Here is a 26370-nt window from a genome sequence, read left to right as displayed (position 1 = left end):
GAGCGCGATCAGGCTCCCGTCCGGAGCTGCAGAGCGGGGTGACGCGGCGGTGCGAAGCCGAACGACTCGTACAGCCCCGCGCCGACCACAGTCGCGTTGAGATAGACCACCGTGACGGGCGTCTCCTCCCGGAACCACGTCAGCAGCGCATCCAGGCAGGCCCCCGCATGCCCGCGGCGCCGACGCCGTGGATCGGTGGCCACATTGGAGATGTGCCCGTGCAGCCCGCTGGGATTGGCCGGGCCGGGTGCGTGCGCATCGCACCCGCCGACCGCACTCGCCACGACGCCGAGCTCCGGATCGTCGACCAGGAACGCGGCGAACTCGCCGGGAAGCCGCAGACGCTCGGCGAACCACTGCGCCGAGGCCACCCGCCAGGGAGCATCGGCGTCACCGGTCTCCACCGTTCCTAACCAGTGGGCATAAGTGAGTCTCGGACCCACTGTTGCGTGCTGGGCGCATCCCGAACGGTTTTGGATGCACTGGGTTCCCGCTTTCGCTTCCCGCTCGGCGGCACGCCTCCAGGGGCGTGGTCCGTTGTGGGTGGGCGGGTTCCCTCACGCCCCCGGTTGCCTGGCCTGGCCTGGACGGTCCGATGCCCCACGCGATCACTCCGGTCGTGTGGGGGCGGTGCCGTCCGACGCCGAACCGGGTATCCGAGGGCGCGTCGTCCGATCGCGATACCTGCGGCATCGTGACGGGACAGGGTGCGGTGCGGGGTGGCCAGCGGTTTCTGCCAGTGCTGGGCACCCCACTGGGAGGTGTAGGCCGGGTCGACCGCGACAATGCTCAGGCCGTGTTCGGCGGCCATCGACACCAGTCGGGCCTGGAGCTTGCCGGTCGGGATGCCGGAGATGAGCTGCCGGAACCGTTTCCTGCGGCCGTGTTTCTCACGGGTCTTCTCGGTGGCGAAGTCGAGGTCTTCGATGCCGATCGCGGCGACCCCGGCACGCACCGCCCAGTTGATCAGGCGGGTCAGGGCGTGGCGGATCTGGGCGTCGCGGTGACCGGCCGAACCGGACAGGTCGTAGGGGAAGCGGTGCGGGTCACCGATCGGGTTGCCGTGCCGGTCGAGAAGGTAGGCGGCGAAGTGGTCGGCGTTGGTGTCGACGCCGATCATGCCCTGGGCGCGGGCGGTCTCCAACGGGATGGTCTTCACGGCGGGGCGTTGCCAGGATGCGGTGAGGTACCAGCGTGCGCGTTCCGTATCGAGGTGGATGCGGTAGGCGACGGCCCGGTTCGCGGTGATGCGGTCGGCCCACTCGGCACCCCGGTGCGCGAACGCCACGGTGGAGGTGAGGGTGTACCGGCCGTGCTGGGCGTTGGCCAGGTGCGCGAGCGGGCCAGGCAGTTTGATGGACACTTCGCCGTCCGGGGTGACGCGGATCGTCTCGTTCCCGAACCGTTTGCCCGACTCACCGTCGGCAGCGATAAACCAGCGTTCCGCCTCCCAGCGCTCCCGCCACTGGTCTTCGGTGAGCTGGGCCTGGGTGAGGTGGTGGCGGGTGTTGAGGAGACGTCTACCGCCCCGCACCACCCGGACCCGTCCGGCCTGCCAGTCCGCGACAGCAGCAGCGTGCCGCGCCTTGAGTGCCGCGAGGCGGCGGGACTTGCGGAACCACTCGCCCTTCGACCGGTAACCGCCCGCCGCCCGCTTCGTTCCGGGCGCCCCGACCGGGAGGGACAGACGGTGCCGCAGCATCGTGATCCCGGCCTCCAGGTTCTGGATGTGCGCGGCGTGGCCACGGCGTGCGAGCGCCCACTGATCGTGGGTGGCCTTGGTGATGGCCCCGGCGATCCGCGACGACGACAGCGCCGTCAGCTCCCGCTTACGCGCCGCCCACGTCTGAGCGCTGTGATCGTGGCCGTCCGCGCAGTGGGCCTTGAGATCACGGGAAGCGAGCGCACCCTGGTGCTCACCGACCGCACGCAGCACTGTCTCGTCCCGGGGCGTGAGGTGCCCCAGACGATCCCGGATCGACACCCCGCAAGGCCCAGGCGCCACGAAGGACGCAGCCAGCTCCCGCAATCCACCCACCCCCTCCGGCAAGGCCGGACACTTGCCACTCAGCCCAACGAGCAGCAGCCGCCAAGGTCACCCATTCGGCGCCAGAACCCCCGTTCCCCCCATGAACCCGCCGACAGGGGCTCACTCCCGCTCGCTACAACTCACTTCAGCGCAGCAAACCGACAGCAGCTCGCAACCCCCATGTCCGAGAGCATCAGGGCGCGCATCCGCACCAGAGCGGGCACATCGTCGGGAGTGGCGCGGCGTACGTGGACACGGACGTGCGGCAGGGGCATCAGTTTCTCCAGGCGCGCCGGTAGCGGTTACGGGCCGTCCTCAGCCCAAAGGCGTACAGCGCGAGCACTGTGGCGAGCAACAGGTAATAGAGCGGCGGCAGCACGCTCATCCCCAGCAGCGGCCCGAGCGGAGTGAGCGGCAGCAGGAGGCCGACCAGCGCAAGACCGGCCGCGGCCACGCGCAGCGGGCCGCCCCCCGTCGCCTTCGGCGGTGCGCCGGCCGGTCCGGAGCAGCAGCATCACCAGAGCCTGCGTGAGCAGATTCTTGGTGAACCACCCGGAGTGGAACGCCGCCTGGCCACCGGACGTCGCAGATCCGTGCAGGGCAAGCGCGAGCACCGCGAATGTGGCCAGGTCGGCAGTCGCGTTCAGCAGACCGAATCCGGTGATGAAGCGCAGGAAGTCGCGCGGGTGCAGCTCCGTGGGCTGCCGACGACAGCGTGATCCGTAGGTAGGTGGCGATGTTGCCGCCGCTGCGCCGGCCGGCGATGATCGCGTCGTCGATGGCGGTGAGGTCCTTCTCGGCGAGCACCACGTCGGCGGTCTCCCGCGCCACGTCGACCGCGCTGCGCGGACAGATCCCGACATCGGCGGCGTGCAGCGCGGGCAGATCGTTGACCCCGTCGCCCAGGAAACCCGTGGTACGTCCGGTGGTACGCAGCGCCGAGACGATCCGGGCCTTGTGCTCCGGCGTGCAGCGGGCGAACACGGTGACCCGGCCGGCGAGCGCGGCGAGTTCGGCCTCGGGCAGCACGTCGATCCGGTCCGCGGACACCACCTCGCCCGGGTCGAGGCCCAGATCGTGGCAGGCACGGGCAGCAGTCCCCGGATGGTCGCCGGTGAGGATCTTCACAGCGACACTGTGATGCTCCAGTACACGCAGTGCTTCTGCAGCGGTCGGCGCGAGGGCGTCCCGCAGGGCGACGAAGCCGAGGAAGGTCAGCCCCCGCTCGTCGGCCGGTGTGTACGTGCCGAGTCGGGCGGTTCGTTCGGTCAGGGCCACGGCGAGCAGCCGCAGACCGTTCGCGGCCTCGCGCGCGGCCAGGGCGCTCAGCCGGTGTCGCTCGCCGTTGTCCAGCGCGCACTGTTCGAGCACCGCCTCCACCGCTCCCTTGGTGACGAGGGTGTGAGTACCGAGCCTTCCGGGACGGCGGACGACTGCGGTGGCGAGGCGGCGCACCGGATCGAACGGCAGGGCTGCCACACCGTCGTACGCCGACAGCGGGTCAGGTCTACTGCGCTCCGCCGCGGCTTCCAGCACCGCCTCGTCGAGCGTGTCGGGGGCGGGCAGATCGGCGAGCTGTAGCGTCCACAGGGCGTTGACCGCTGCCCAGTGAAGCACCTGCTCGTCGGGTCGGCCCGCGCCGTCCACCGACCGGTCGACGACGGGCCGGTCCTGGGTCAGCGTCCCCGTCTTGTCCAGGCACAGCACTTTCATCGCACCGAGATCGTGCAGCGCGGGCAGCCGCTTGACGATCACCCCGCTGGTGCGGGCGACCAGCGAAGCGCCCCTGGCCAGCGCCGTCGTGACGATGACCGGCAGCATCTCCGGGGTCAGACCGACCGCCATGGCCACGGCGAAGGGCAGTGTCTCCAGACCGCGCCCGCGCAGCGCCGCGTTGGCCATCAGCACCAGCGGGGGAGTGAGCAGCATGAACCGGACCAACGTCCAGGAGATCCCCTGAACCGAACGGTCGAAGGCGCTCGATCCGCGACGGCGCGGGGTACGTGCGTACGCGGCGGCGAACCGGGTGTTCCCACCGCTCGCGACCACGACCGCCGTACCGCTGCCGGATGCGACACTGCTTCCCTGAAAGCACAACTGGGGCTCGGCGAACGGCCCGGCCTCTCCGGTTTCGGTGTGTGGTCCGGCAGAGGGCGCGGCCGGCCGGTGCGGTGCGTCGACGGGATACTTCTCGACCGGTGAGGACTCGCCGGTGAGAGCGGACTGATGCACGGTCAGCCCGCTCGCGCGGAGCAGCCGCAGATCAGCGGGCACGAGATTTTCCGGCTCTCCTGTCGGATCCGTGGGTCGCTGACCAGGGCTGATACGCAGAACACGCCGTACCCGGGGTACGTTTCGACTGCTTAAGGAACGAAACGGAAGAACCTGGATACGGCGTGCGAAGTCCAAGGATATGGACTCGGCTGCTCGATGTCGAAAAGACGGTGATCGAGCAGGTCGAGGCCGAAGAGGAAGGCTCCGGCGAGGATGCCGACGGCAGTGTGGTGATCGTTGTCCATGCCCGTCCGGTCAAGGGGCGGCGGCAGAGGTGCGGGATCTGTGGGCGCAGGGCGGCGAAGTACGACGCCGGTGAGGGGCGGCGTCGCTGGCGGGCCCTGGACATCGGCGTGCTCACGGCTTTCATCGAGGCCGACGCGCCCCGGGTGTCGTGTCCGGTGCACGGGGTGACGGTGGCTGGGGTGCCCTGGGCCCGGCACGGCGCCGGTCACACCCTGGCTTTCGACGCGCAGGTCGCCTGGCTGGCGACCTGCTGTTCCAAGACGGCCGTCACGCAGCTGATGCGGATTGGGTGGCGCACGGTCGGCTCCATCGTTGCCCGGGTCTGGGCGGATGCCGAGGCGCAGACCGACCGGCTGGCCGGGCTCCGTCGGATCGGGATCGACGAGATCAGTTACAAGAAGCGCCACAAGTACCTCACCGTCGTCGTCGACCACGATTCCGGGCGTCTGCTGTGGGCCGAACCCGGCCGGGACAAGGCCACCTTGAACAAGTTCTTCGACCTGCTGGGACCCGAACGCTCCGCGAAGATCACGCACGTTTCGGCCGATGCGGCGGACTGGGTCGCCGGCCCGGTCTCCGCGCACTGCCCGAACGCGGTGCGGGTGATGGACCCCTTCCACACGGTGAAGTGGGCCACCGACGCGCTGGACGTCGTACGCCGCGAGGTCTGGAACACCGAACGCAAGGGCAAGGGCCGGACCACCAAGGGGTCGAAGTCGCTGAAGAAGGCCCGCTTCGCGCTCTGGAAAAACCCTGAAGACCTCACCGTCCACCAACGGGCCCAGCTGGAGTTCATCGCCAGGGCCCACCCCGTCCTCCACCGCGCCTACCTGCTGAAGGAAGGACTCCGCCTCGCCCTGAAAGCCGGCCCCCACACTCCCGAAGCCCTGTGGGACTGGGTGCTCTGGGCCCGCCGCTGCCGACTCGACGCCTTCGTCGACCTGCAGAGGTCCATCGTCAAACACTGGGACGCCATCACAGCCGCCGCCGAGCACGGCCTGTCCAACGGCCTCGTCGAGAGCATGAACACCAAAATCCGCCTCATCACCCGCATCGCCTTCGGCTTCAAGAACCCCCAAGCCCTCACCGCCCTCGCCATGCTCAGCCTCGGCGGCCACCGCCCCCACCTACCAGGCCGTCAACTCCCAAGCCGATAACCCACGGATCCGACAGGAGAGCCGATTTTCCGGGCCGAGCCGGATGACATCGCCCGGCACCAGCTCCGCGACCGGCAGCTCACGGGCCGACGGCGCCGCCTCCGGATCGGTGCGGCGCAGTACGGTCGTGGTCGTCGCCACCAGCTCCCGCAGCGCCGCCCTCGCCCCGGTGTTCCTCCGTGGAGCGCAACAGACAAGTGACCGCCACGAGCACCAGAGTCACGGATGCGGTGCCCCACGCGCTGACCGCGGCGGAGACCAGACCCAGACAGAGTAGAACCGAGGTGAACGGGTCCCGCAGGCTGCGGACGAAGCGCTGCGGCCAGGAGACCGGACGCCAGGCCGGAAGAGTGTTGTCGCCGAGCCGCCCGAGTCGTTCCTCCGCCTGTGTCTCCAGAAGTCCGGGCGGTCCGCTGTCCAGAGAACGCAGCACCTGCAACGAAGTCAGCGAGGCCCCGTCCGGCCCTGCCGCCGTCGGGCCGGTGGAGGCGGTCGGGCCGGCCGCCGTGCTTGCTATCGGTACGGCGGCGGATGGGGGAGAGCCGACGAGATCGCTGTGGCCGGGCCCCGCGACGGCGCCGCTCTCAGGCACCGAGCTCACGGAGGCGTACGGGCTGCGCAGGAGCGTGCCCGGCGCGTGCAGCGAGCTGGCCGACCATCAGCCGCACCACCGTCACCACATCAGGGTCGTCGACCAGATACACCTGGCGGCGGCCTTCGCGCCGCGAGCGTACGAGACCAGCGAGCTTCAGCTTTGTCAGATGCTGGCTGACCGAGGGCAGCGTCCCGCCCACCCGCTCCGCCAGACCGGTCACATCGCTCTCGCCCTGGGACAGCGCCCATACGATGTGCAGGCGCGCAGGCGTCGCCAGCAGACCGAAGGCGGCGGCGGCCTCCGCCAGTACCTCCGCGGGCGGATCCACGAAGTTGCCGCCGGCACCTGTCGACACTCTTGCTCTCCTGTCCGCCCGGACCGTTCCCGCGCCACGAAGCGACAGTGTAGGCGGCAGTCGCGGTCGGCCCCAGGATCGAGGCCTCGGCCCCCTGGATCGGTTCCGGCTCGAACCTGGTTCGAATTCGGCTCGAATAGTGACCTCATGCAGACATCGAACGATCCCTGTTCGGCCACTAAGGTCAAAAACCGATCACGTCGCTCGGGGCGGACGGCTGCTTGCCATGCTGTCCACCGTACTGCTGCCCACAGATACCGAACCGAGCCCGTCAAGACAGCTCTGAACTGCGTTTTTACGTCTTGAGGCTCACGGGTGAGAGAAGTGATCGATGCCTTCCGAGCACGCTGGCAGAACGGGCGGGGAGACCTTCGAGGGAACGGCCGGAGAGGCCGTGGAGACCGACGCGCTCGCATTGAAGATATTGGTCGCCGGCGGATTCGGAGTCGGCAAGACGACTCTGGTCGGTGCGGTGAGCGAGATCCGGCCACTGCGGACGGAAGAACTCCTCAGCGAGGCCGGACAGTCGGTCGATGACACCGACGGAGTGGATCAGAAGACCACCACGACCGTTGCCATGGACTTCGGACGTATCACCATCCGGTCCGGTCTCTCGCTCTATCTGTTCGGCACACCGGGACAGGACCGCTTCTGGTTCCTCTGGGACGAGCTCTCCCAGGGGGCACTCGGAGCGGTGGTCCTCGCGGACACCCGGCGGCTGGAGGACTGCTTCCCGGCTGTTGACTACTTCGAACACCGCCGGATCCCGTTTGTTGTGGCCGTCAACTGTTTCGCGGGCGCCCGCGCCTACGGCGAGCGTGAGGTCTCCCGTGCCCTCGACCTGGACCGGGGCGCACCCGTCGTGCTGTGCGATGCGCGCGACCGCGACTCCGGCAAGGAAGTCCTCATCCGCATGGTGGAGTACGCGGGCCGTATGCACACGGCCCGGCTCCTCGACTCGGTCGGCTGACCCCTGTCCGGACGAAGAGCCCGAAACGGAGGGGCGGTTGCCCCGACGTGCGCTGTGCGCGAGGCTTACGCGCAACGTGGGGCACGGGGAACGCATGAGCGGGGAGGAGCGGGGAAATGGCGCTGGACAGGGGACTTGACTGGCTCCTCGACGATCTCACCGGCCGGGTCGAGCACATACAGCACGCGCTGGTGTTGTCGAACGACGGCCTGGTGACGGGGGCGAGCACGGGCCTGGCACGTGAGGACGCGGAGCATCTCGCCGCGGTCTCGTCGGGGCTGCACAGCCTCGCGCGAGGCTCGGGGCGGCACTTCCGGGCAGGAAGAGCCAGGCAGACGATGGTGGAGTTCGACGAGGCGCTTCTCTTCGTGACAGCCGCCGGGGAGGGGAGTTGCCTCTGCGTGCTGACCGCGGCCGAGGCGGACGTCGGTCAGGTCGCCTACGAGATGACGCTGCTCGTGAACAGGGTCGGAGAGCACCTGGGGGTCACTGCGCGTCAGGGGGGCAGCGGAGAAGTCAACCGGCTCTGACGGTTCGGATCCCCTCTCGACTGCACCTTTCGCCCGGGCCGTGGGAGTTGTCCACAGGCCGGGCGAAAGGCTTTCTGCTCGGTTACGGTGATCACACAGAGTCACCGTAGCTACACGGGGGAGTACGGCCATGGCCATGACGGATGCGACGCGCGCCGCAGCACCGCACGCAGGATCCCGGCACTCGCAGAACGACCCGACGGACATCGACCCGACGGACATCGACGCGACGAAGGTCGATCCGGCGAAGGCTGATCCGACAGAAGTCGGCGCGACGGAAGTCGGCGCGACGGTGGCCGCAGGAAGGGCGGCGCAGGAGCTGAAGCTGAAGCGCGGGGAATTCGAGCTTGCCGTCCACCTGAGCATCGTGCGGATCGCCGCGGAGGGAGCTGGTGGCAGGCCCAGGGTGAGTCGGGAGGAGATCGACCGGCTGCGGTCGGGGGACGGGTTCCCGGACACACTGCGAGAACGGGTGCGGATGGTGGGGACAGCGGAAGGCGCGCGGCTGCTCGGCATCAGTCCGGTCCGCTTCACCAGGCTGGCCAGGGTCGGCTGCATCACGCCTGTCGCGTTCCACCTCAACCGGTACCGGGCGATTGTCTGGCTCTATCTCGCCCAGGAGCTCGTCGGGTTCGCGGCCGTGGCGCCACAGCTGCTGACCGGGAACAGCCCGGCCTGGATGCGGACATGGCTGGACGCAGGAACCGACTGGCGGACGCGCAACTGGCGCTCGCACCGGATCGAGCGCCTGCTGAGCCGCACGGAGGATCCCTGGGCGCGGGCTGCGGTGCTTGCCTGCGCGCTGGATCCGGTGCAGCTAGCAGAAGTGGTCGACGATCCGTACGAGCGTGCGTACCTCAGGAGGGTCCAGCCCGGTCCGGTCTTCGGGCCACCCGGATCCGTCGCCGCTCGAGACACCATGACGCACCTGATGCGCGCCGACGACCCGGACGAGATCCTTTGGCGCCGGGTCAATCTCGTCCTGGAGCTGGACAGCGCGCGCGAGACCCGTCCAGCACCCCATCCGGGGGACGACCGGCGACCCGATCCGGACTGCTCGGTCCCCGGCCCTGTCTCTATCCCCGCCCCTCCTCCGTGCGCGATTCCGGCCCTGTCCAGGTAGCCGGACTGCTCGCCCGGCTTGGCCTGCGGCGGCGCGACGCCCTGCGCAGGGGAGGCGAGGAACGAAGCTCGGGCGAAGCCCGTTGAACGAGTGGGCGGACGCGGATCACGCAGACGGACGAGGAACACGCGAGGAGGGCCATGGCGGAGAACAAGCAGCGGATGCTGGCTGGCGACTGGTACATCGCGGACGACCCGGAACTGAGGACGGACACCGAGCGGCGTATCGAACTCTGCGAGGCGTTCGACGCCGCAGCGCGGGCAACTCCCGCCGGACGACGGAAGATCCTTGAGGAGCTGCTCGGCTCGGTGGGTGAGGGGGTCACCATCCGGGCACCGTTCCACTGCGACTACGGTTCGTTCATCACCATCGGACCGCGTACGTTCATCAACTTCGGAGCGGTCTTCCTCGATGCCGCGCCCATCACGATCGGCGCAGACGTGCAGATCGGGCCGAACGTGCAGCTGCTGACCCCCAGCCATGAACTGGACACGGAGCGCCGCAGAGCAGGCTGGGAGAAGGCGGACCCCGTGACGATCGGGGACAACGTCTGGCTCGGTGGGGGCGTGATCGTGTGTCCCGGCGTGACCATCGGGGCGGACACTGTTGTCGGTGCAGGATCCGTCGTCACCAAGGACCTTCCGTCCGGCGTCCTGGCGGTGGGAAATCCGGCCCGAGTCATCCGTTCTCTCGCACGGGGTGAGGGAGCGGCGGAGGGAGAAGGAGGAGTGGCTGCGGGGCCCGAGGGATAACGGCTCGCGCAGGGACGCCCGTACCAGCATCTCGGTCCCATGCTGATCAGGGAAGCCGTTGTCGAGGACTGGCCCGCCCTCTGGCGGCTTTCGGGCTGAGCTTGTGTGTTCCTCGGTCGGATCACATACTCAGCCGAAGGCTGCTCTCGAGTAAGACAGTTACCAGTCCGAGTGATCAAGTACGAGTAGCCGTTCGGCCTCCGAGGCCAAAGATCAAGTCAGGCCGCATTACGCCACACCGTCACGTCCAAGTTGGCGTACGTAGTCCCCGACGAGCCCCGATATGTCACGAGCCCCACGTGCCCCGTCCCGCTGATGACGCACATGTGCTGACCCACGGTGAGGTCCTTGACCCAGATGTAGCTCTTGTAGCCGGTCGCCGCCTTGCACGCCACCAGGCTCCCCTGCCGACCGACGGGCAGCAGAGCAAGGGAGGTGCCGGAGGTGGTGCCCGGGGCGAGGACCGCACCCGAGGTGTAGACGGCATAGGTGAGATCCTCGTCCGCACTCCCGGAATCCGCCTTGGACCGCACTGGGGTGTCCGCCAGATACAAGTCGTGGCTCGCCGTCATCCGGATCCCGGAGTACGTCGCCGAGGCAGGAGCCTTCGGGGCCGCGGGCTTGCTGGACGCGGCGGTCGCGGGAGCCGAGGTCGCGGCCCGTGTGGGCGTCGCGAGCCCCGAAGGGCCGGGCTGCAGCGCGGACTTGGTGGGTTTGGGCTTCTTCGAGGCGTCGGCGGTAGGGGAGCCGGACGTCGACGGCGACGCCTCGGCGGCCGGAGCCGACTGCGACGCGGCCGCCTCCTGCGCCCCGTTGTCGTTCTTGTCGCCGTCGCCCGGGACGAGCAGCAGCGCGGCGGTCGCCCCACAGGCGACGAGTACGACGGCGGCCACCGACAGCATCCAGGCCCGGGCCTTGCGGCCCTTGCCGTTCGTGGCCACCGAGGAGGTCGCCGCACCGGCCGGATTCTGTGGCGGACCGGGAGGCGGAGCGTACGCGCCCGGCACTGCCTGAGACCCCATCACAAACGGCCCGGGCTGGACGGCATGGGACGGCTCGGTGGGGGTGTAACCCGTCGCGAGCGCGAAACCACCGGGGCTGTGAGCGCTCGGATCCGCCTCCGCCCTGGCCCGGTCGGCCCCTTCGGCCCGAGCCGTGATCCCCGCCGCCAACTCACCCGGCAGCCAGGCCCCGGGCGTGAACCGCACATCGTTGCCGCGATTCGCCCGGATCGTTTGAACCGAGCCTATGACCTCCTCGACGGAAGGCCGCTCGGCGGCGGGCTTGCGCAGACACCGTGCCACCAATTCCCGTATCTCCGCCGGAACGTGGCTCAAGTCGGGTTCCTCGTGCACCACCCGGTAGAGCACCGCGTGCGGTTCCCCGTCCCCGAAGGCGGCACCGCCCGTCGCTGCGAACACGGCGGTCTGCCCCAGCGCGAACACATCGGCCGAAGCGGCGGCCTGCCCGCCGAGCACCTGCTCCGGCGCCATGTAGGCGACCGTGCCGAGGGCTGTACCGCTCTGCGTCACCGAAGTGGCATCTGCAGCCCGCGCGACACCGAAGTCGATGACGCGCGGCCCGTCCGAGGCGAGCAGCACGTTCGACGGCTTCAGGTCCCGGTGCACGATGCCCTCGCGGTGCACCGCCTGCAGTGCCTCCGCGACACCGGCGATCAGTCGCAGCACGGTGTCAACGGGCAGCGGCCCGTGGTCACGCACCGCATCGGCGAGGGACGGCCCCGGCACATAGGCGGTGGCACACCACGGCATGGCACCCTCGGTGTCGCTGTCCACGACCGGAGCCGTGTAGAGCCCGTGCACCCGGCTGGCTGCCGCCACCTCGGCCCGGAACCGCTTCCGGAACTCGGCGCTCTCGGCCAGCTCCGGACGGATCACCTTGACCGCGACGGCCCGCCCGCCCGGTGTGTGCGAGAGATAGACACGCCCCATGCCGCCGGACCCGAGCCGCGCCACCAGCGGGTAGCCTCCCACGACCCGCGGATCGCCGTCCTCCAGCGGCGGGAAACTCCCCGCGCGCGGCCCACCGTTTCTCAACACGCCCCACTCCACCCCGTGATCCGCTGTGTGACCCCCATTGCATCACGGGGCCCTCGCGTCCCGTCCCAGGGTCGGCCGCAAGGCCGTCAGGAGACCGCCATATCAAAGAGGTGGGGCGAGTCGATGCGGTAGAGGTGACGCCCGTCGGAGGAGCAGACCTTCGCCCTGACCGGGGCCGAGGCCGACGAGCGCGAGCCCCTGCTGGACCTCCTCGCTGCCGAACCTGGCCTGGTCGCCGACCGGCCCGTAGGCGGGGACGACCTCCCGCCCACCGAGGGTTCAGGCAGGCCAGGCCAATCTCGTTGAACCGGTGGATCACATCCCGCACTGTGTCCTCGTCGGCCTGCACCAGCTGCACGATCACCAGCGCCCGGTTGCCGCTGGCCAAAGCCAGCAGCATCATCGTGCGCCCGTAGCACGCCTCATAGCTGGGCTGCGCAGTTGAGCCGGACTGTAAACGTTCGGTGTAACTCCCGATCACGGAAGATGCGTCGATGACAAGCGACAACGGGACCGAGGTCGAGACCGTCGAGCCGTCTGAGGCGGGTGCCGTCGAAGTTTGTGGACGACGGGCTGATTGACGAGCTGGTGGGCTGGGCACAGGCCGAGGGCGTGCAGCTGACCGGCGAGGGCGGGCCGCCCCAGCAGCTGAAAAAGCGGCTCCTGGAGTTGGCCCTTGAGGTGAGAGCACCGACCACTTCGGCCATGACGAACACGATCCCGCAGGGAAGAACGGCGGCAATTCCCAGCCGTTCGTTTGGCAGAAATCCAGGGTGTCCATGTTGGTCGTCACACACTGACCTCGGGCGCCCTGGCGCCATCTCCGCAGCCGACCCCTTGGACTCACTCATCTACTGGAGGGGGCCAGCCACGCGAGGGCGGAGGCGGTGAGCGCCTTGACGCCGGTGTCGAGGGTGGGTTGCATTACCGGGGCGAAGGTGGGGCTGTGGTTGACCGGGATGTCCTGGGAGATGGTGCCTTTCTTCTGAGCGGTGGCGTAAAGATCGGGGGCGATGCCGCCGATGCACCAGTAGGTGAACGGGGCGCCGAAGGCGTTGGGAATCACGCTCATGTCCTCGCTGGCCGTTTGTAGTTCGGCTGTGTGCGCGTCGTCGCCGAAGCATGCGGCGAAGGCGCGAGCGACGGTATCGGTGGCCTCTTGGTCGTTGATCGTGGGCGGGAACGCGGACAGGCGTTCGAACTCCGGTTCCTTGGGGGCGTTGGCGCCTTGGGCCTCCGCCCGCACGATCCGTTCGATCGCGGCAAGCACTTGCTTGCGGACGGCGGTGTCATAGGTACGCACGTTGAGCTGGAGCACCGCGCGGTCGGGGATGACGTTCGGCCCAGTTCCTGACTGAATGCTGCCGACGGTGAGTACGGCAGGGGTGGTGGCTGACAGCTCGCGGGAGACCACCGTTTGCAGGCGGATGACGCTCATGGCCGCCATGATCACTGGGTCGACAGCGGCCTGCGGCGCCGAGCCGTGGGCACCGCGCCCATGCAAGGTGACGCGCAGGCTGTCGGCAGCCGACAGGAACTGCCCGGCGCGGGTTCCGACGTAGCCGGCTGGGTAGGGCAGGACGTGCTGCGCCAGCACAACGTCCGGTTGGGGTGCCTTGCTGGTCAGGCCGTCGTCGATCATGGCCTGGGCACCGTCGCCGTTCTCCTCCGAGGGCTGGAACAGCACCACCACGGTGCCCTGCCAAGCGTCGGTGGCCCGTGCCATGAGCTGCGCGAAGCCGACCAGACAAGCCACGTGCATGTCATGGCCGCAGGCGTGCATGACCGGCTGCTCAACGCCGTCACGATCGGTGGCGGTGACCGTGGACGCATACGGCAGCCCGGTGTCCTCCTTCACCGGCAGCGCATCCATGTCCGCGCGAAGCATCACGGTCGGGCCGCTTCCCCGCGTGAGCACGCCGATGACACCGGTCGTGCCGATGCCTTCGGTCACGTCGTAGCCGAATCCGCGCAGGGCCTGGGCGACCTTCCCTGCCGTGCGGTGCTCCTGCAGTCCGAGCTCCGGGTGGGCGTGGAGGTCTTTGTAGAGATCTTCCACGCTTGTCCGGATGCCGTCCAGACCAGCAAGAACGGTCGTTACGCTGCTGTCCATGGGTTTCATCACCTCCGGTGTAGGCGCCCGCGCACGAGCACGGTGGGGTCCGCCTCAGGTCACGAATCGTCGGGGGGATCGGGGCGGCCGGCACCACGGCGCCGCTTACGGCGTTGCATGAGCGCTGTGAGCCGGGAGTGGGGCTGCCAGTCCAAGCCGGTGGGCAGGCCCCAGCCGAACAGCACGGAGGCAAGACGCAGAATCAGGGCGCACACCACGCCCAGCACGACCCCGATGACCGGGGTGCCTGCGTAACTGCACACGACCATCGTGCCCGCCGCCACAGCGGCGACTGTCGCATAGAGCCCATTGCCGCCGAACACCGTCGGCACCCGCCGCAGCAGCACATCACGTACTGCGCCTCCGCCCACCGCAGTAGTGATGCCCAGCAGCACAGCCGGAAGCCATCCCAGCCCGGCAGCAAGAGTCTTCTGCGAGCCGCTGACCGCCCAGAAACCGATGACGGCGGCGTCAAGGGCGACGAACAGCCGGTTCCAGGCATGTTCGCTGATCGAGATGACGAAGGCGATCACAGCACCGAGCACAGCGGTCGGCACGTAGGCGTAATCCGTCAATGCCACCGGAGTTCCGTGTTGCAGCAGAGTGTCCCGGATGATCCCACCGCCCAGACCTGAGACGATTCCCACGACCAGGAACCCGAACAGGTCAAGTCTCTCGGTACGGGCCACCGCTCCGCCGAGGATCGCGCAGGCCAGCACACCGGCGAGGTCCAGATACCGGGTCAGCTGACCAATGACATCAACAGAGGCCGGTGCCGCGAACACAGCATGATCCTGGGCAGCCTGACCGCCGCACCAACACTGCCTCCTCCATGATTCGCCCCGCCCTGTTCCGGTTGCACCCCCGACAAGGTGGCAACGCCCCGCACCCCTCCGCGTCCGGCAGGGGCAGGCGAACCTCGTCGCGTGTCATTGCGGATGCGTCGGGCTCACGCCGCCAGCAGCAGGCCACGGCGTGGGCAGTACTGCCACAGGGCAGCCGGACGCAATCACAAGCCTGCGATGGTTTGCCCACATACATGAATTGGCAGGTCTTTTCCGGTGGCGGCTCAGCCGTGCTTCGAGAAGACGCTTTCACGCCCGGCCGGAAGACGCTCGGCCCGCTACGCCGTCCGGGTCCCCGGTGCGAGCCGGTATCCGACGTCGTCCCACAGCGTCATCCCGCTGCGTCCAGGCCCTGGGCCGCGCCCTGCGCCTGGACGTGAGCGGTTCGGTCGCCAGCCTGATCCCCGTCCCTCGGCGCCGACGGCCTGAAGATCCATGGCGGGGAGGCGTGAGCCACCGACCTCGACGGAGCGCCGTCCTGCTTATCCCGATCCTGACGAACGGACGCGCCGGCTCGGTCCAGACCAAGGCCATCGGCCGGGTAGAGATCGACGACTTCGCCCGCACCGGCCATGGCGACCAGATCCCGGCCGCCCTCAACGGCCCGGGCGAGATTGGCCTCATTCAGCCCGACGGCGCCCGCTCCATCACCCCGACCCTCGCCGACAGCCTCCAGATCCTCACGTCCGTCGCTCTGCGCGGCGACACCGTCTACGTCATGGGTGCCGCCCATGTCATCGCCATGGATCCCCACATCGTCCTCTCCTGTCTGAACGAGTAGGGCCCCGCGCCTGCCGGAGGCGCATGCCCGGGGGAAGCAGACCGGTTCCGCCCCGCTGATGACTCCGGGTCGGCCAGTCTCGGTCATACCGGTCCCCGGAGAAGACCCACATTCACCCTCGACGGCCTCTACAGCGACATCGAGACAGGGACGAACTGTTGCTGCGGGGAGTTCGGTGAGCGTCAGCCTGAGTTCGCGCCATTGACCACTTTGCTGGAGGAGATGGCGCACGTTCTTGAAGCGCCCTTGCTTGCAGGTCCTGCCATGCCCGGACTGGTGAATGGGCGTCTGGTGTGAGGGCCGCCGATTCATCCTGACCTGGAGGCTGTGTGGGCGCTGTTCGCCGGATGAACACATGTGGGGATCGGCCCGGGCCGGTGCGCCGCCGTACTTCAGGAGGCATTCTCCGAGGTTGCGCCATGTACAGATGGTGTCTGCGTTCGCGCAGTGCTCGAAGCCGGGATTGCTGACGAAGAATCCGTCATGGCCGCCGAGGCGCAGGGGCGCGGGATTGAGCTTTTTGAACACCTCGGAGTTCTGCGTGCTCGGGATTGAGGCTCGCCGGCAGGGCTCCTTCCCCATGGCGCCGCCCGTTGCGACGCGAGTGTCCGTGAGGAGACCGAAGTTGCTGCTGTCATTGAGCTTGTCGGTGTGAAGCTGGGTGCACTGGATGCCGGAGGTGACCTGGTTCGGGCCGCCGGGGAAGCCGCCGCTTTCGTGGGTGGAGGATCGCAGGGGATGTCGGTGAGCTCGACCTGGATCTTCGGGTTGGCGCCGGCGGCCGTAGTCCACACCTCGAGGGTGAGGTTGCTCCTGTCGCCGTCGGCATTCGTGAGGGTGTTGCCCAGGACGGTCCGGGAAGTGACGACGCTCCAGGTGCAGCCGCAGTGACGCGACCCCATCAAGGCCGACTGCCTGCGGCGATTGCGCAGGGTGACGCTTCGGGGTGCACGAGCGGGGGAGCGCTGGTTGGCTGCGATGTGTCCCACCCTCACCTCCCCAGGAGTGATGATGAGCATTGCAGACGAGTCCGCCAGCCGTGCGCGGCAGACGCAGGACAAGGTCCGTGAGCTGAACGAGCGTGCCGAGCAGACGAGCGATCCGAAGGAACGCCGCAGGCTGTACGAGGAGGCCCGGCGCATGCAGGAGCGGTCCCTGAAGGAGGGCGGACGCGCGGCCGAGGGCGGGCCCGGACGCCGTGCCGACAGTGAGAAGGACGGGCACCCGTCCCGCTGACGCGCCGTCGGCGTCCAGTGACACGGAGGGCCTCCCACCGCAATGCGGTGGGAGGCCCTCCGTGCCTTGTGTGCCGTTACCGGCTCATTAGTTCGTCGGCTCGTTCCACGAGTACAGCTCCCAGGCGGTGGCCAGGTGGGTCTGCACCGGCGACGACGGCGGACTGCCGCCCTCATCCTGAGCGGTCGTCTCTCCCTACGACGTACAGGTCCGCGCGGCGGACGGCACCAACGTCATCACCGACGTGGCCACCACCCCGGCCCCCGCCTATGACTCCCAGGCCCTGCCCGGGATCCACGCCCGGCTGGAGCGCCGCGGTCTGCGGCCCACCGAGCATCCGGTCGACGGCGACTACACGTCACTCGCCGTCCGCGCATTCGCCCCCCATCTCGCAGGCCACAGCCTTCCAAGACTTTCTCAAGCAGGGGGTTCCCGGCTGCGATCCTGGAGGGCGGTCAGTAGCTGATCTTGCAGCCCTCAAGATCCCCGACAGAGTCGAGTCAGGCACAGGATGGGCACAGCCCGCGGTAGGTGACCTCGACCTCGGACACCGTGAAGCCGAACCGTTCCACCGCCGGGAGTTCGGCCAGTGGATTGCCAGTCGGGTGGACATCGCGGATGGTGCCGCAGCCGGAGCACACCAAGTGCTGGTGCGGGTGGTGTGCGTTGGGGTCGTAGCGCTTGGCGCGTCCGTCGGTGGAGACCTCTATGACCTCGCCGAGGGAGACCATCTCGCCCAGGGTGTTGTAGACGGTCGCGCGGGAGATCTCGGGCAGCCGCTGCGCCGCGCGGGCGTGCACCTCGTCGGCCGTGAGATGCACGTGGTCGCCGTCGAGGACCTCCGCAACGACACGCCGCTGGGAGGTCATCCGCCAGCCACGTCCTCGCAGTCGCTCCAGCAGGTCACTCATATCGATTCACCTATTCAGATTCGGTGGGATACCCGAATTTACCAGTGGAGGTCCGGGTCCTGATCGGATATGGGTTTGGCATGCTTCTTGACTGAGACTCTGTCCATCGTAGGATCGGTTTCGGCAATAGCCCAGGGACAGGAAGACTCCAGTACGGCAGGAGACAGAGTGACGGGACCACCGCCGAGGAGCTGTGCGGTGCCGGCCTGCGGGTGGTGACGGCCGCCCGCGTCGCGCTGCTCGAGACCATCCGGGACGGTGGTCACCTCGGCATCGAGGCGATCGCCTCCGGGGCGCGCGACCGGTGGGCCCCATCTCCCCTGACGTCGTGCGTGAGGCCCTCCACGCGCTCACCGCGTCGGGGCTCGTACGTCGCATCGAACCGGTCGGCAATCCGGCCCGGTTCGAGAGACGCCTCGGGGACAACTACCACCCCATTGTGTGCCTGTTGTGCGGCGTCGTCGCTGACGTCGAACTGCGCGGGCGGCGAGGCGCCCCGCCGCCCGCGTCCGACGACCACGGCTGCTCGATCAACGGGCCGAGGTCACCTGCTGGAGCCTGTGCCCCGACTGTTCCACCGCCTGCAGTTCCTGAACACCGTGATCCGCCCAGTACGGAAGGATTCCCATGTCTGAGAACCATGACGCAATCGTCGTAGACGCGAAAACGGAGGGTGGAGGTGGTTGCCCGGTCGTGCACGGGCGCGCCTCGCACCCGACTCAGGGCGGCGGAAACCGTCAGTGGTGGCCGGATCGGCTCAACCTGAAGATCCTCGCCAAGAACCCCGCCGTGGCCAATCCCCTCGGCGAGGAGTTCGACTACACCGAGGCGTTCAAGAGCCTCGACCTCCCGGCCGTGAAGCGGGACATCGCAGAGGTACTGACGGACTCGCAGGACTGGTGGCCGGCCGACTTCGGTCACTACGGGCCGTTCATGATCCGGATGGCGTGGCACAGCGCGGGCACCTACCGGATCAGCGACGGCCGCGGCGGCGCCGGGGCCGGCCAGCAGCGCTTCGCCCCCCTCAACAGCTGGCCGGACAACGGGAACCTCGACAAGGCCCGCCGCCTGCTGTGGCCGGTCAAGAGGAAGTACGGCCAGAGCATCTCGTGGGCCGACCTCATGATCCTCGCCGGCAACGTGGCCCTGGAGTCGATGGGCTTCAAGACCTTCGGCTTCGGCGGCGGTCGTGCGGACGTGTGGGAGCCCGACGAGGACGTCTACTGGGGGCCCGAGACCACCTGGCTCAGCGATGAGCGCTACACCGGCGACCGGGAGTTGGAGAACCCCCTCGGCGCGGTCCAGATGGGTCTCATCTACGTCAACCCGGAGGGCCCGAACGGCAACCCGGACCCGCTCGCCGCGGCCCGCGACATCCGTGAGACGTTCCGCCGGATGGCGATGAACGACGAGGAGACGGTCGCCCTGATCGCGGGCGGTCACACCTTCGGCAAGACGCATGGTGCGGGCCCCGCGGACAACGTGGGCCCCGACCCCGAGGGCGCCTCGCTCGAGGAGCAGGGCCTCGGCTGGAGGAACTCCTTCGGCACCGGCAAGGGCGGCGACACGATCACCAGCGGCCTCGAGGGTACGTGGACGAACACCCCGGTGGCCTGGGACAACAGCTTCTTCGAGATCCTGTTCGGCTACGAGTGGGAGCTGTTCCAGAGCCCCGCCGGTGCGCACCAGTGGAGGCCGAAGGACAGCGCCGGGGCGGGCACCGTCCCCGACGCCCACGACTCGTCGAAGAGCCACGCCCCGACGATGCTGACGACCGACCTCTCGCTCCGGTTCGACCCGGCCTACGAGCAGATCTCGCGACGCTTCCTCCAGAACCCCGACGAGTTCGCGGACGCCTTCGCCCGGGCGTGGTTCAAGCTGACCCACCGGGACATGGGCCCGATCGTGCGCTACCTCGGCCCGGAGGTTCCGGCCGAGACGCTGCTGTGGCAGGACCCCCTTCCCGCGGTGACGTACGAGCTCATCGACGCCGAGGACATCGCCGCCCTCAAGGGCCAGATCCTCGCCTCTGACCTGTCGGTGTCCCAGCTCGTGTCCACCGCGTGGGCGTCGGCCTCGTCCTTCCGTGGCAGCGACAAGCGCGGCGGCGCCAACGGCGCGCGCATCCGCCTCCAGCCGCAGAGCGGGTGGGCGGTCAACGATCCCGACCAGCTGGCCGCGGTGCTGCGCACCCTGGCGGGGATCCAGGAGTCCTTCAACGCCGCCCAGTCCGGCGGCAAGCAGGTCTCGCTCGCCGATCTGATCGTGCTCGCCGGTGGTGCGGCCGTCGAGCAGGCCGCCACGGACGCCGGCTTCGACGTCGAGGTGCCGTTCACGCCGGGCCGCGTGGACGCGTCGCAGGAGCAGACCGACGTGGAGTCGTTCGCCGCGCTCGAGCCGACCGCCGACGGGTTCCGCAACTACCTCGGGAAGGGCAACCGGCTGCCGGCTGAATACCTGCTGATCGACCGGGCGAACCTGCTGACGCTGAGCTCCCCCGAGATGACGGTCCTCGTCGGTGGCCTCCGTGTCCTGGGCGCGAACTACCAACAGTCGCCGCTCGGCGTCTTCACCACGACCCCCGGATCTTTGACCAACGACTTCTTCGCCAACCTGCTCGACCTGGGCACGACGTGGAAGGCAACGTCCGAGGACGCGAACACGTTCGAGGGTCGCGACACCGCCACGGGCGAGGTCAAGTGGACGGGCAGCCGCGCCGACCTCGTCTTCGGGTCGAACTCCGAGCTGCGCGCGCTCGCGGAGGTCTACGCGGCCGATGACGCGAAGAAGAAGTTCGTGAACGACTTCGTCGCGGCGTGGGACAAGGTGATGAACCTCGACCGGTTCGACCTCGTCTGATCACGACGTCCGGGTCGGCCCGCGCCGGGCGGCCACAGATCCGCCCTCGATTGTCGCCGTCGCTGCCCTGGCCCTCAGGCACAACACCGAGGCGGCAACCGCTGTTGGTGCCGTCGGCAGGTCGGTGACCGTAACTGGAGGTGTCCAGGCGGGCATGCGCACCCGCCGATGGTCAGCGGCGGAGGACGAACCTCCGCCGGGCCGTAGGAAGCCCCGGACCGAAGGTCTGGGGCTTCCTACGTGGGGAGCGGATCGCGGCGGCGCTGAGACGTGTTGGCTGTGGCAAGGAGCATGGCGTATACGTCGGGTATGGGTTCTACAGCGTCCACACGGGATTCGTCTGTGTCTGGGCACGTGACGAAAGATGAGTTGACCAGTGAGGTGCACGGTGCTTACGCCGAACCTCAGCCCGGAACGGGTCCTTGTGTCGAGAACCGAGGAGGCCACTGACCGACTCAGGTGCTGTCTCAGCCGCTCACCTCGGCTGCGGGGCTCTCCTCACGCCGGGCTCGCGGGCCCGGCGGATGGTGTCCAGCGATGCGCCCACTGGTTCGTCGGCGTTGAGCTTCGCCGTGATGAGCCATGGCTGGTGATGGTTGCTTGCACGGATTCGCCTTGGCGAAGTGCGCTGACGGGGCGCTTCGGTTCATCCGGCATGACGGCATCATCGCCCCTTGTGACCAGCAGGGGGTCGGAGGGGAGCACAGTTGGCCCAGGACAGGCCGGACTCCTTTCAGGGTTCGCCTGAAGGCAGCAGCGCCCCGGAATCGTCGGACACCGGACCAGTCCCCGGCGCTTCTCACAGAGTGCGGTGCATGATGTGCAGCCCGACGTAGCCCTTCTTCGGGTGGCGGAAGCCCTCCGGCAGCGTGCCCAGTACCTCGAAGCCGAGTGCCCGATAGAGGTTCACCGCGAGGACGTTGGTCTCCACAACCGCGTTGAACTGCATCGCCCGGTAGCCCGCAGCACGCGCCCACTGCATCGTGTATTCGCATAGCGCGCGCCCCACGCCCTGCCCGGAGTGTGCCGGGTCGACCATGTAGCTGGCGCTCGCGATGTGCGATCCGTTACCCATGTGGTTGCGGTTCATCTTTGCCGTGCCCAGGACCGTGCCCGAGTCGTCCACCGCGACGACGGTCCGGTCGGGGGATGGCAGAATCCACCAGTCACGGCCTTGGTCCTGACCGAGATCCGTCGGATAGGTGAACGTCTCGCCTGCGGTGACGATGGTGTGGAAGAAAGGCCAGATGGCGGCCCAGTCCTCCAGGTTGGCTTCCCTGATCAACATGTGGTCAGGATGCCGGAACGGGAACGCGACCTCCAGCACTTTTCTCGCCCGGAACATCGTCGAATTCCGCCGGGCGACTCCATCGGGCGGGGGCTCGGGTACAGGCGCTGGGGTGCGCGCAGGGATGGTCTGAGCTTGTTCCGCTTTGACGGACACCCTTGGTGTGGTGGTCAGGCTGCGAGTGCGGTCTCGTAGTCGGCGGGACTGAGGTAGCCGAGGCTGTTGTGCAGTCGGTGCAAGTTGTACCAGCCCTCGATGAAGTCGAAGATCGCGGTGCGGGCGGCGGCCCGGCTGGGCCAGGCGGTGGTGTCGAGCAACTCCCGTTCGATGGTGGCGAAGAACGACTCGGCAAGCGCATTGTCCCAGCACTGACCGGTGCGACCGACGGAAAGTCGATGCCGAACTCCGTTGTCAGAACAGCGAATTGTCGACTGGTGTACTGACAGCACAGGCGGATCTGAAAGTGTCAGTTCGGTCCAGGCTGGTCCGGCTGGTGGGCACGGTGCGGGAGGCGGCGAACCAGCGGCTGTGGGACACCCTGTACGAGCTGCTGAGCGTGGGGCGGCGGGCAGTGCACATCCTGCGCCTGGCCGACGAGCTCGGCGACCGCAGGCAGATCAAGAGCCAGGCCAACCTCCAGGAGGGCCGCCACTCGCTGGCCCGGAAGATTTTCCACGGCAAGCAGGGACAGCTCTACCAGCGCTACCAGGACGGCCTGGAGGACCCGATCGGCGCCCTGGGCCTGGTCCTCAACGCGCTCGTGCTGTTGAACACCCGCTACATGCACGCGGCGGTCAACCAGCTGCGCGCGGACGGCTTCGACGTCCGCGACCAGGACGTCGCCCGCCTCTCCCCGTTCGTGTGGCCTCACATCAACGTGCTGGGCCGGTACTCCTTCCAGCTCCCCGAGCTGCCCGGCGGCCTGCGGCCCCTGCGCGACAAGGACGACGTGGACGGCTCGTGATCAGGGCCCGGGGCGATCTCGCGGGAACGGAACCCACGGCGCGGGCGTCCTGGCTGCGACGCCGGGACGGCGCGTGTTCGTCAGGGTGCCTTCGGGTGCGGGTCGTCCGCCCGTCTACCGTGCGCTGTGTCGGCGGACTCGGTGTGTGAGAGTGCGGCGAGGAGCCGCAGTTTCCCGTCGCTGTCGCTGTCCTTGTCGGGGTAGTAGAGGACGAGGATGACGTCGTCGATGGGGAGTTTGTCGCGGTGGAGGCGTAGGTCACCGACGACGGGGTGGTGGACGGTGGTGGTGCCTCCGTCGAGACTTCGGACGTCGTGGCGGGCCCACAGGGTGCGGAACCGCTGGCTGGACAGTGCGAGTTCTCCGACGAGTTCGACGAACCGGGGGTTGTCGGTGTCGTCCCCGATAGTGGTGCGAAGGGCGGCGACGAAGTCGGCGGTGGCTTTGGCCCAGTCCTGGTGGAATGCCTGTTCCTCGGGGTCGAGGAGGAGAGAGCGAAGCCGGTTCTGGCCGGGCCGCAGGCGGGGGGAGAGTGCGACGGCCATGGGGTTGGAGGCCAGGACGTCGAACGCGCGCCCTTCGACGAACGCGGGTATCTGAAGGTGGGCGAGCAGCTCGTGCACTCGCGCCGGTACGCGCTCGGGTCGCTTGCGGCGCGGCGCCCTGGGGCGTGCCGCAGTCAGGCCGAGCAGATACGTCCGTTCGATGTCGTCGAGCTGCAGGACGCGCGCGAGTGATTCGAGTACCTGGGGTGAGGGGTTCTTGTCACGGCCCCGTTCCAGGCGCAGGTAGTAGTCGGGACTGATTCCGGCGAGCAGGGCGACTTCCTCACGGCGCAGGCCGGGCACGCGGCGGTTGCCGCCGGGCGGGAGTCCTGCCTGTGCCGGGGAGACCAGCTCACGCCGGGCCCGTAGGTAGCTGCCGAGCCGGTTGCCGGATTCCTCGTCCTTCATACCCACACCGTAGTGCGGTGCGTGTATCTCAGAGGGGGCCCTGGCAGGACCAGGGAAGACGGGGGCCCTGCCACACCCGGCGGATTCCGTCAAGACTGCGGTTACACCGTTTTGAGAAGGACAGAGACCATCACTGTCTGCGCCGCGTGTCTGAACGCCGTCGGCGCCCTGGACTGAAGGGAAGATCTCGTGACTCCTCCACCCCGTGAACGGGGTGGCTTCTCGCTATGCCGGTTGGGCTTCGCGACGGACCAGCCCGGCCCGTAGGACGTTGAGAGCCCCGACTGTGTCCGCGTGCGCGGTGTGGCCACAGGCGACGCAGTGGAACTTCTCCTGGGTGGGCCGGTTCTCCTTGGCGGTGTGCCCGCATGCGGGGCATCGCCGGGAGGTGTTGCGGGGGTCCACGGCGATCACTTCCCGCCCGGCGCTCTCAGCCTTGGCATTCAGGATCGCGAGGAACACCCCCCAGCCGGCATCCGATATCGAGCGGTTCAGTCCGGCCTTGGCCGCTGCCCCGTTGGGCAGGAAGCTGCCCGGCTGGTCGGGGTCGGGCTTGGGGGCGGGTGCCCGGCTCATGTTGCGGATCTTGAGGTCTTCGTGCGCGATGAGGTCGTGTTCCCGCACGAGGCCGAGGGCGGTCTTGTGGGCGTGGTCGAGGCGCTGGCACCGCACCTTGCGGTGCAGACGTGCCACAGCGTGAAGGGCGTCCTCGTGCACCGCTGGGCCGAACGCGACGGCGCCTACGACGACCTTGTCGCACAGCGCTCCCAGGCCCTGGCCATGCTCCCCGGCCGCCAAGGCTGACGCCCCCAGCGGCCTCCTCGCTCATCGCCCCCGGGCCGCCAACGAGCAGCCACGTGTCCTGGACGCGAACCCTGCCCCCGACGGCCCCGCCCCCGCGGCCCACCCTGCCGGGCGGCGACGGTTCAGCGGCGGACGTCTCCAGGGGCGAGCAGGCTGGTGAGTTCGGCGATCGCCTCCTGGGAGGGCTTGAAGTGGCAGCGGACGTTCTCCTGCTTCTTGTGCCGGGACTTCGCCATCAGTATCAGCGGCGAGGCGCCCTGCTCGCCGAGGTGGGTCAGGGCGGAGTGGCGGTACTCGTGCAGGTCCCAGCCCGTGCCCAGGCCGCGCAGGGCGGTGTGCTCGTCCAGCAGCGGGCGGGCCTGCCCGTAGGAGAGCCGGGCCAGGCCGGTGTCCGGGCCCACGTCGCGCGGGCTGATCACCTTCCCCGGGCCGGGGCGGCGGTGGGTGACGAACACAGGCCCCCGGGTCCGGCCGCGCAGCGGGCGCGGCAGGAGCCGGGCGGTGCCGGCGTCCCAGTAGACGGCCTCCAGCGCGACTTCCGCGCGCGCCCGGCCCCGGCGCCGGGCCTTGATCCGAGCGCCCTTGGCCTTGACCGGGCAGCGGAGTTCGGCCAGGTCCAGGCCCGGCTCGCTCGCCCGCGTCGACCTCGGCCTGGCTGATCCACAGCCGCACCGCGGTCTCGGTGAGGTCGAAGTCCTTGGCGACCTGACCGACCGAGCGGTCACCGCGCCGGCACAGCTGGAAGTGTCCGTCATGTGCGAACCCGGGCTGATGTGGTGACAGTTGTGAACCCGCGTGGTCCATGGGTCGGCTGCGCGAACCTGTGAGCGGGGCAGTACTGTGCGCCTCACCGCTATTCAGGCGATGAAACATGTGGAGGAACAATCCATGACCATACCCAGGAGACCGTTGCGTGCCGCGGGGACATTCGCGGCCGCTGCGGTTGTCGGCCTGACCGGCGCGGTCCTTTCCGCCGGTCCGGCCGCAGCTCACACCCCCACCTGGGCCGTGACCTGTAATGAAGTGACGCTTGACCTGACCGCCTACAACAGCGACGTCGCCAACACGGTGACCGTCACGGTTGACGGCAAGGACCTCCTGCCCACCGAGACATTCGGCAAGGAGTTCCACAAGACGCTCGAACTGCCGAAGCACGACAAGGAACTGACAGTCCACCTGGTCGTGAAGGCCGGCGACGGCGACCGGTTCTCGAAGGACGACACCAAGCAGGCACCGGTGTGTGAGGACAACACCCCGACGCCCACGCCGACGGCATCCGAGTCGAAGCCGGCCGAGAAGCCCACGCCGGAGGCGCCCGCGTTGAGCGCCACGCCGAGCCAGAGCTCCCCCGAGACCGCGCCCGCCGCGGCCTCGCCGAGCCCCAGCTCGCCCGACCTGGCCGAGACGGGTTCGTCGTCCGCCACGCCCATCATCGGTGGTGCGGCTGTCGCCGTGCTGCTGGCCGGTGGCGGCATCATGTGGTCCGTGCGCAAGCGTCGCACCGCGCAGGGCTGACGTAGCTCAG

General features: G+C 68.8%; 21 protein-coding genes and 9 pseudogenes. 13 read left to right on the top strand and 17 right to left on the bottom strand.

The window, feature by feature from the left end; translation table 11 throughout:
• Positions 1 to 8 precede the first annotated feature (8 nt).
• From OG395_RS08945 to OG395_RS08930, 4 genes and pseudogenes are all read right to left on the bottom strand, one after another.
• On the bottom strand, positions 9 to 404 hold the full coding sequence (locus OG395_RS08945) for a GNAT family N-acetyltransferase (protein ID WP_327242399.1): 396 nt from the start codon (positions 402 to 404) through the stop codon (positions 9 to 11).
• Positions 405 to 409: 5 nt separating this feature from the next.
• On the bottom strand, positions 410 to 2038 hold the full coding sequence (locus OG395_RS08940) for a transposase (RefSeq protein WP_327242398.1): 1629 nt from the start codon (positions 2036 to 2038) through the stop codon (positions 410 to 412).
• Between the two features lie 131 nt (positions 2039 to 2169).
• A complete protein-coding gene (locus OG395_RS08935; protein WP_327242397.1) occupies positions 2170 to 2304 on the bottom strand; it encodes a hypothetical protein in 135 nt (44 codons plus the stop codon).
• Positions 2304 to 4315, bottom strand: a pseudogene (locus OG395_RS08930) (HAD-IC family P-type ATPase); the annotation flags it as partial. The pseudogene OG395_RS08930 and the gene OG395_RS08935, both read right to left, overlap by 1 nt.
• A gap of 110 nt (positions 4316 to 4425) precedes the next feature.
• Between OG395_RS08930 and OG395_RS08925 the strand changes: the two are divergent.
• Positions 4426 to 5706 (top strand): ISL3 family transposase, encoded by a 1281-nt coding sequence (locus OG395_RS08925; protein WP_327242396.1) that lies wholly within the window; start codon positions 4426 to 4428, stop codon positions 5704 to 5706.
• Here OG395_RS08925 and OG395_RS08920 read toward each other — a convergent pair.
• Positions 5686 to 6298 (bottom strand): annotated as a pseudogene (locus OG395_RS08920) (cation-transporting P-type ATPase); the annotation flags it as partial. The gene OG395_RS08925 and the pseudogene OG395_RS08920 sit on opposite strands and share 21 nt — an antisense overlap.
• Positions 6291 to 6656 carry an ArsR/SmtB family transcription factor gene (locus OG395_RS08915; RefSeq protein ID WP_327242395.1) on the bottom strand — a complete coding sequence of 122 codons (366 nt, stop codon included), beginning with the start codon at positions 6654 to 6656 and terminating at the stop codon, positions 6291 to 6293. The pseudogene OG395_RS08920 and the gene OG395_RS08915, both read right to left, overlap by 8 nt.
• A 331-nt stretch (positions 6657 to 6987) precedes the next feature.
• On the opposite strand from OG395_RS08915, the gene OG395_RS08910 reads away from it, so the two are divergent.
• Positions 6988 to 7626, top strand: coding sequence for a GTP-binding protein (locus OG395_RS08910; RefSeq protein ID WP_327242394.1), 639 nt, complete (start codon positions 6988 to 6990; stop codon positions 7624 to 7626).
• 116 nt (positions 7627 to 7742) lie between these two features.
• Positions 7743 to 8156 carry a roadblock/LC7 domain-containing protein gene (locus tag OG395_RS08905; RefSeq protein ID WP_327242393.1) on the top strand — a complete coding sequence of 138 codons (414 nt, stop codon included), beginning with the start codon at positions 7743 to 7745 and terminating at the stop codon, positions 8154 to 8156.
• Positions 8157 to 8247: 91 nt separating this feature from the next.
• Here OG395_RS08905 and OG395_RS58225 read toward each other — a convergent pair whose 3' ends face one another.
• A complete protein-coding gene (locus OG395_RS58225) occupies positions 8248 to 8397 on the bottom strand; it encodes a hypothetical protein (RefSeq protein WP_442818748.1) in 150 nt (49 codons plus the stop codon).
• Here OG395_RS58225 and OG395_RS08900 point away from each other — a divergent pair.
• Together OG395_RS08900 and OG395_RS08895 are read left to right on the top strand one after the other, a co-directional pair.
• Positions 8362 to 9279 carry a DUF6397 family protein gene (locus OG395_RS08900; RefSeq protein WP_442818747.1) on the top strand — a complete coding sequence of 306 codons (918 nt, stop codon included), beginning with the start codon at positions 8362 to 8364 and terminating at the stop codon, positions 9277 to 9279. The genes OG395_RS58225 and OG395_RS08900 overlap by 36 nt on opposite strands.
• A gap of 140 nt (positions 9280 to 9419) precedes the next feature.
• The gene (locus OG395_RS08895; protein ID WP_327242391.1) at positions 9420 to 10031 is read left to right on the top strand and encodes a sugar O-acetyltransferase; all 612 of its coding nucleotides are present in this window, start codon (positions 9420 to 9422) and stop codon (positions 10029 to 10031) included.
• 218 nt (positions 10032 to 10249) lie between these two features.
• On the opposite strand, the gene OG395_RS08890 is transcribed toward OG395_RS08895, so the two are convergent.
• Positions 10250 to 12091 carry a serine/threonine-protein kinase gene (locus tag OG395_RS08890; protein WP_327242390.1) on the bottom strand — a complete coding sequence of 614 codons (1842 nt, stop codon included), beginning with the start codon at positions 12089 to 12091 and terminating at the stop codon, positions 10250 to 10252.
• Positions 12092 to 12341: 250 nt separating this feature from the next.
• Positions 12342 to 12599, bottom strand: a pseudogene (locus OG395_RS58220) (helix-turn-helix domain-containing protein); the annotation flags it as partial.
• Between OG395_RS58220 and OG395_RS58215 the strand changes: the two are divergent.
• Positions 12586 to 12840, top strand: a pseudogene (locus OG395_RS58215) (IS256 family transposase); the annotation flags it as partial. The pseudogenes OG395_RS58220 and OG395_RS58215 overlap by 14 nt on opposite strands.
• Positions 12841 to 12938: 98 nt before the next feature.
• Here OG395_RS58215 and OG395_RS08880 read toward each other — a convergent pair.
• Positions 12939 to 14204: a M20 family metallopeptidase gene (locus OG395_RS08880; RefSeq protein ID WP_327242389.1), complete on the bottom strand. Its 1266-nt coding sequence runs from the start codon at positions 14202 to 14204 to the stop codon at positions 12939 to 12941.
• A 59-nt stretch (positions 14205 to 14263) separates the two neighbouring features.
• Positions 14264 to 14989 (bottom strand): trimeric intracellular cation channel family protein, encoded by a 726-nt coding sequence (locus tag OG395_RS08875; protein WP_327242388.1) that lies wholly within the window; start codon positions 14987 to 14989, stop codon positions 14264 to 14266.
• Between the two features lie 508 nt (positions 14990 to 15497).
• Between OG395_RS08875 and OG395_RS08870 the strand changes: the two genes are divergently transcribed.
• Positions 15498 to 15830, top strand: a complete 333-nt coding sequence (locus tag OG395_RS08870) for a hypothetical protein (RefSeq protein ID WP_327242387.1) — start codon at positions 15498 to 15500, stop codon at positions 15828 to 15830.
• Between the two features lie 1011 nt (positions 15831 to 16841).
• Positions 16842 to 17066 (top strand): DUF6381 family protein, encoded by a 225-nt coding sequence (locus OG395_RS08865; RefSeq protein WP_327242386.1) that lies wholly within the window; start codon positions 16842 to 16844, stop codon positions 17064 to 17066.
• Positions 17067 to 17566: 500 nt separating this feature from the next.
• On the opposite strand, the gene OG395_RS08860 is transcribed toward OG395_RS08865, so the two are convergent.
• Positions 17567 to 17977, bottom strand: coding sequence for a Fur family transcriptional regulator (locus OG395_RS08860; RefSeq protein ID WP_327242385.1), 411 nt, complete (start codon positions 17975 to 17977; stop codon positions 17567 to 17569).
• A 215-nt stretch (positions 17978 to 18192) separates the two neighbouring features.
• Here OG395_RS08860 and OG395_RS08855 point away from each other — a divergent pair.
• Together OG395_RS08855 and katG are read left to right on the top strand one after the other, a co-directional pair.
• Positions 18193 to 18571 (top strand): annotated as a pseudogene (locus OG395_RS08855) (Fur family transcriptional regulator).
• 33 nt (positions 18572 to 18604) lie between these two features.
• Positions 18605 to 20836 carry a catalase/peroxidase HPI gene (gene katG / locus OG395_RS08850; protein WP_327242384.1) on the top strand — a complete coding sequence of 744 codons (2232 nt, stop codon included), beginning with the start codon at positions 18605 to 18607 and terminating at the stop codon, positions 20834 to 20836.
• A 799-nt stretch (positions 20837 to 21635) separates the two neighbouring features.
• On the opposite strand, the gene OG395_RS08845 is transcribed toward katG, so the two are convergent.
• Complete coding sequence (locus tag OG395_RS08845; protein WP_327242383.1) at positions 21636 to 22124, bottom strand: GNAT family N-acetyltransferase; 489 nt, start codon at positions 22122 to 22124, stop codon at positions 21636 to 21638.
• Between the two features lie 170 nt (positions 22125 to 22294).
• Positions 22295 to 22573 carry an integrase core domain-containing protein gene (locus OG395_RS08840; protein WP_442818532.1) on the bottom strand — a complete coding sequence of 93 codons (279 nt, stop codon included), beginning with the start codon at positions 22571 to 22573 and terminating at the stop codon, positions 22295 to 22297.
• A gap of 122 nt (positions 22574 to 22695) precedes the next feature.
• Between OG395_RS08840 and OG395_RS08835 the strand changes: the two are divergent.
• A pseudogene (locus OG395_RS08835) lies at positions 22696 to 23088 on the top strand (Tn3 family transposase); the annotation flags it as partial.
• An 80-nt stretch (positions 23089 to 23168) separates the two neighbouring features.
• On the opposite strand, the gene OG395_RS08830 reads toward OG395_RS08835, so the two are convergent.
• Positions 23169 to 24041: a helix-turn-helix transcriptional regulator gene (locus tag OG395_RS08830; RefSeq protein WP_327242382.1), complete on the bottom strand. Its 873-nt coding sequence runs from the start codon at positions 24039 to 24041 to the stop codon at positions 23169 to 23171.
• A gap of 225 nt (positions 24042 to 24266) precedes the next feature.
• Positions 24267 to 24740 (bottom strand): annotated as a pseudogene (locus OG395_RS08825) (RNA-guided endonuclease InsQ/TnpB family protein); the annotation flags it as partial.
• Between OG395_RS08825 and OG395_RS08820 the strand changes: the two are divergent.
• Positions 24738 to 24845 (top strand): annotated as a pseudogene (locus OG395_RS08820) (oxidoreductase); the annotation flags it as partial. The pseudogenes OG395_RS08825 and OG395_RS08820 sit on opposite strands and share 3 nt — an antisense overlap.
• Positions 24846 to 24967: 122 nt before the next feature.
• Here the strand turns inward: OG395_RS08820 and OG395_RS08815 are convergent.
• Positions 24968 to 25465 (bottom strand): annotated as a pseudogene (locus tag OG395_RS08815) (site-specific integrase); the annotation flags it as partial.
• Positions 25466 to 25733: 268 nt separating this feature from the next.
• Here OG395_RS08815 and OG395_RS08810 point away from each other — a divergent pair.
• Positions 25734 to 26360, top strand: a complete 627-nt coding sequence (locus tag OG395_RS08810) for an LAETG motif-containing sortase-dependent surface protein (RefSeq protein WP_327242381.1) — start codon at positions 25734 to 25736, stop codon at positions 26358 to 26360.
• Positions 26361 to 26370: the final 10 nt, after the last annotated feature.

The organism is Streptomyces sp. NBC_01320, from assembly GCF_035974375.1.
GTDB lineage: Bacteria > Actinomycetota > Actinomycetes > Streptomycetales > Streptomycetaceae > Streptomyces > Streptomyces yanii.
The sequence above is the reverse complement of the archived record's forward strand: the minus strand, read 5'-3'. Positions and strand labels throughout refer to the sequence as shown.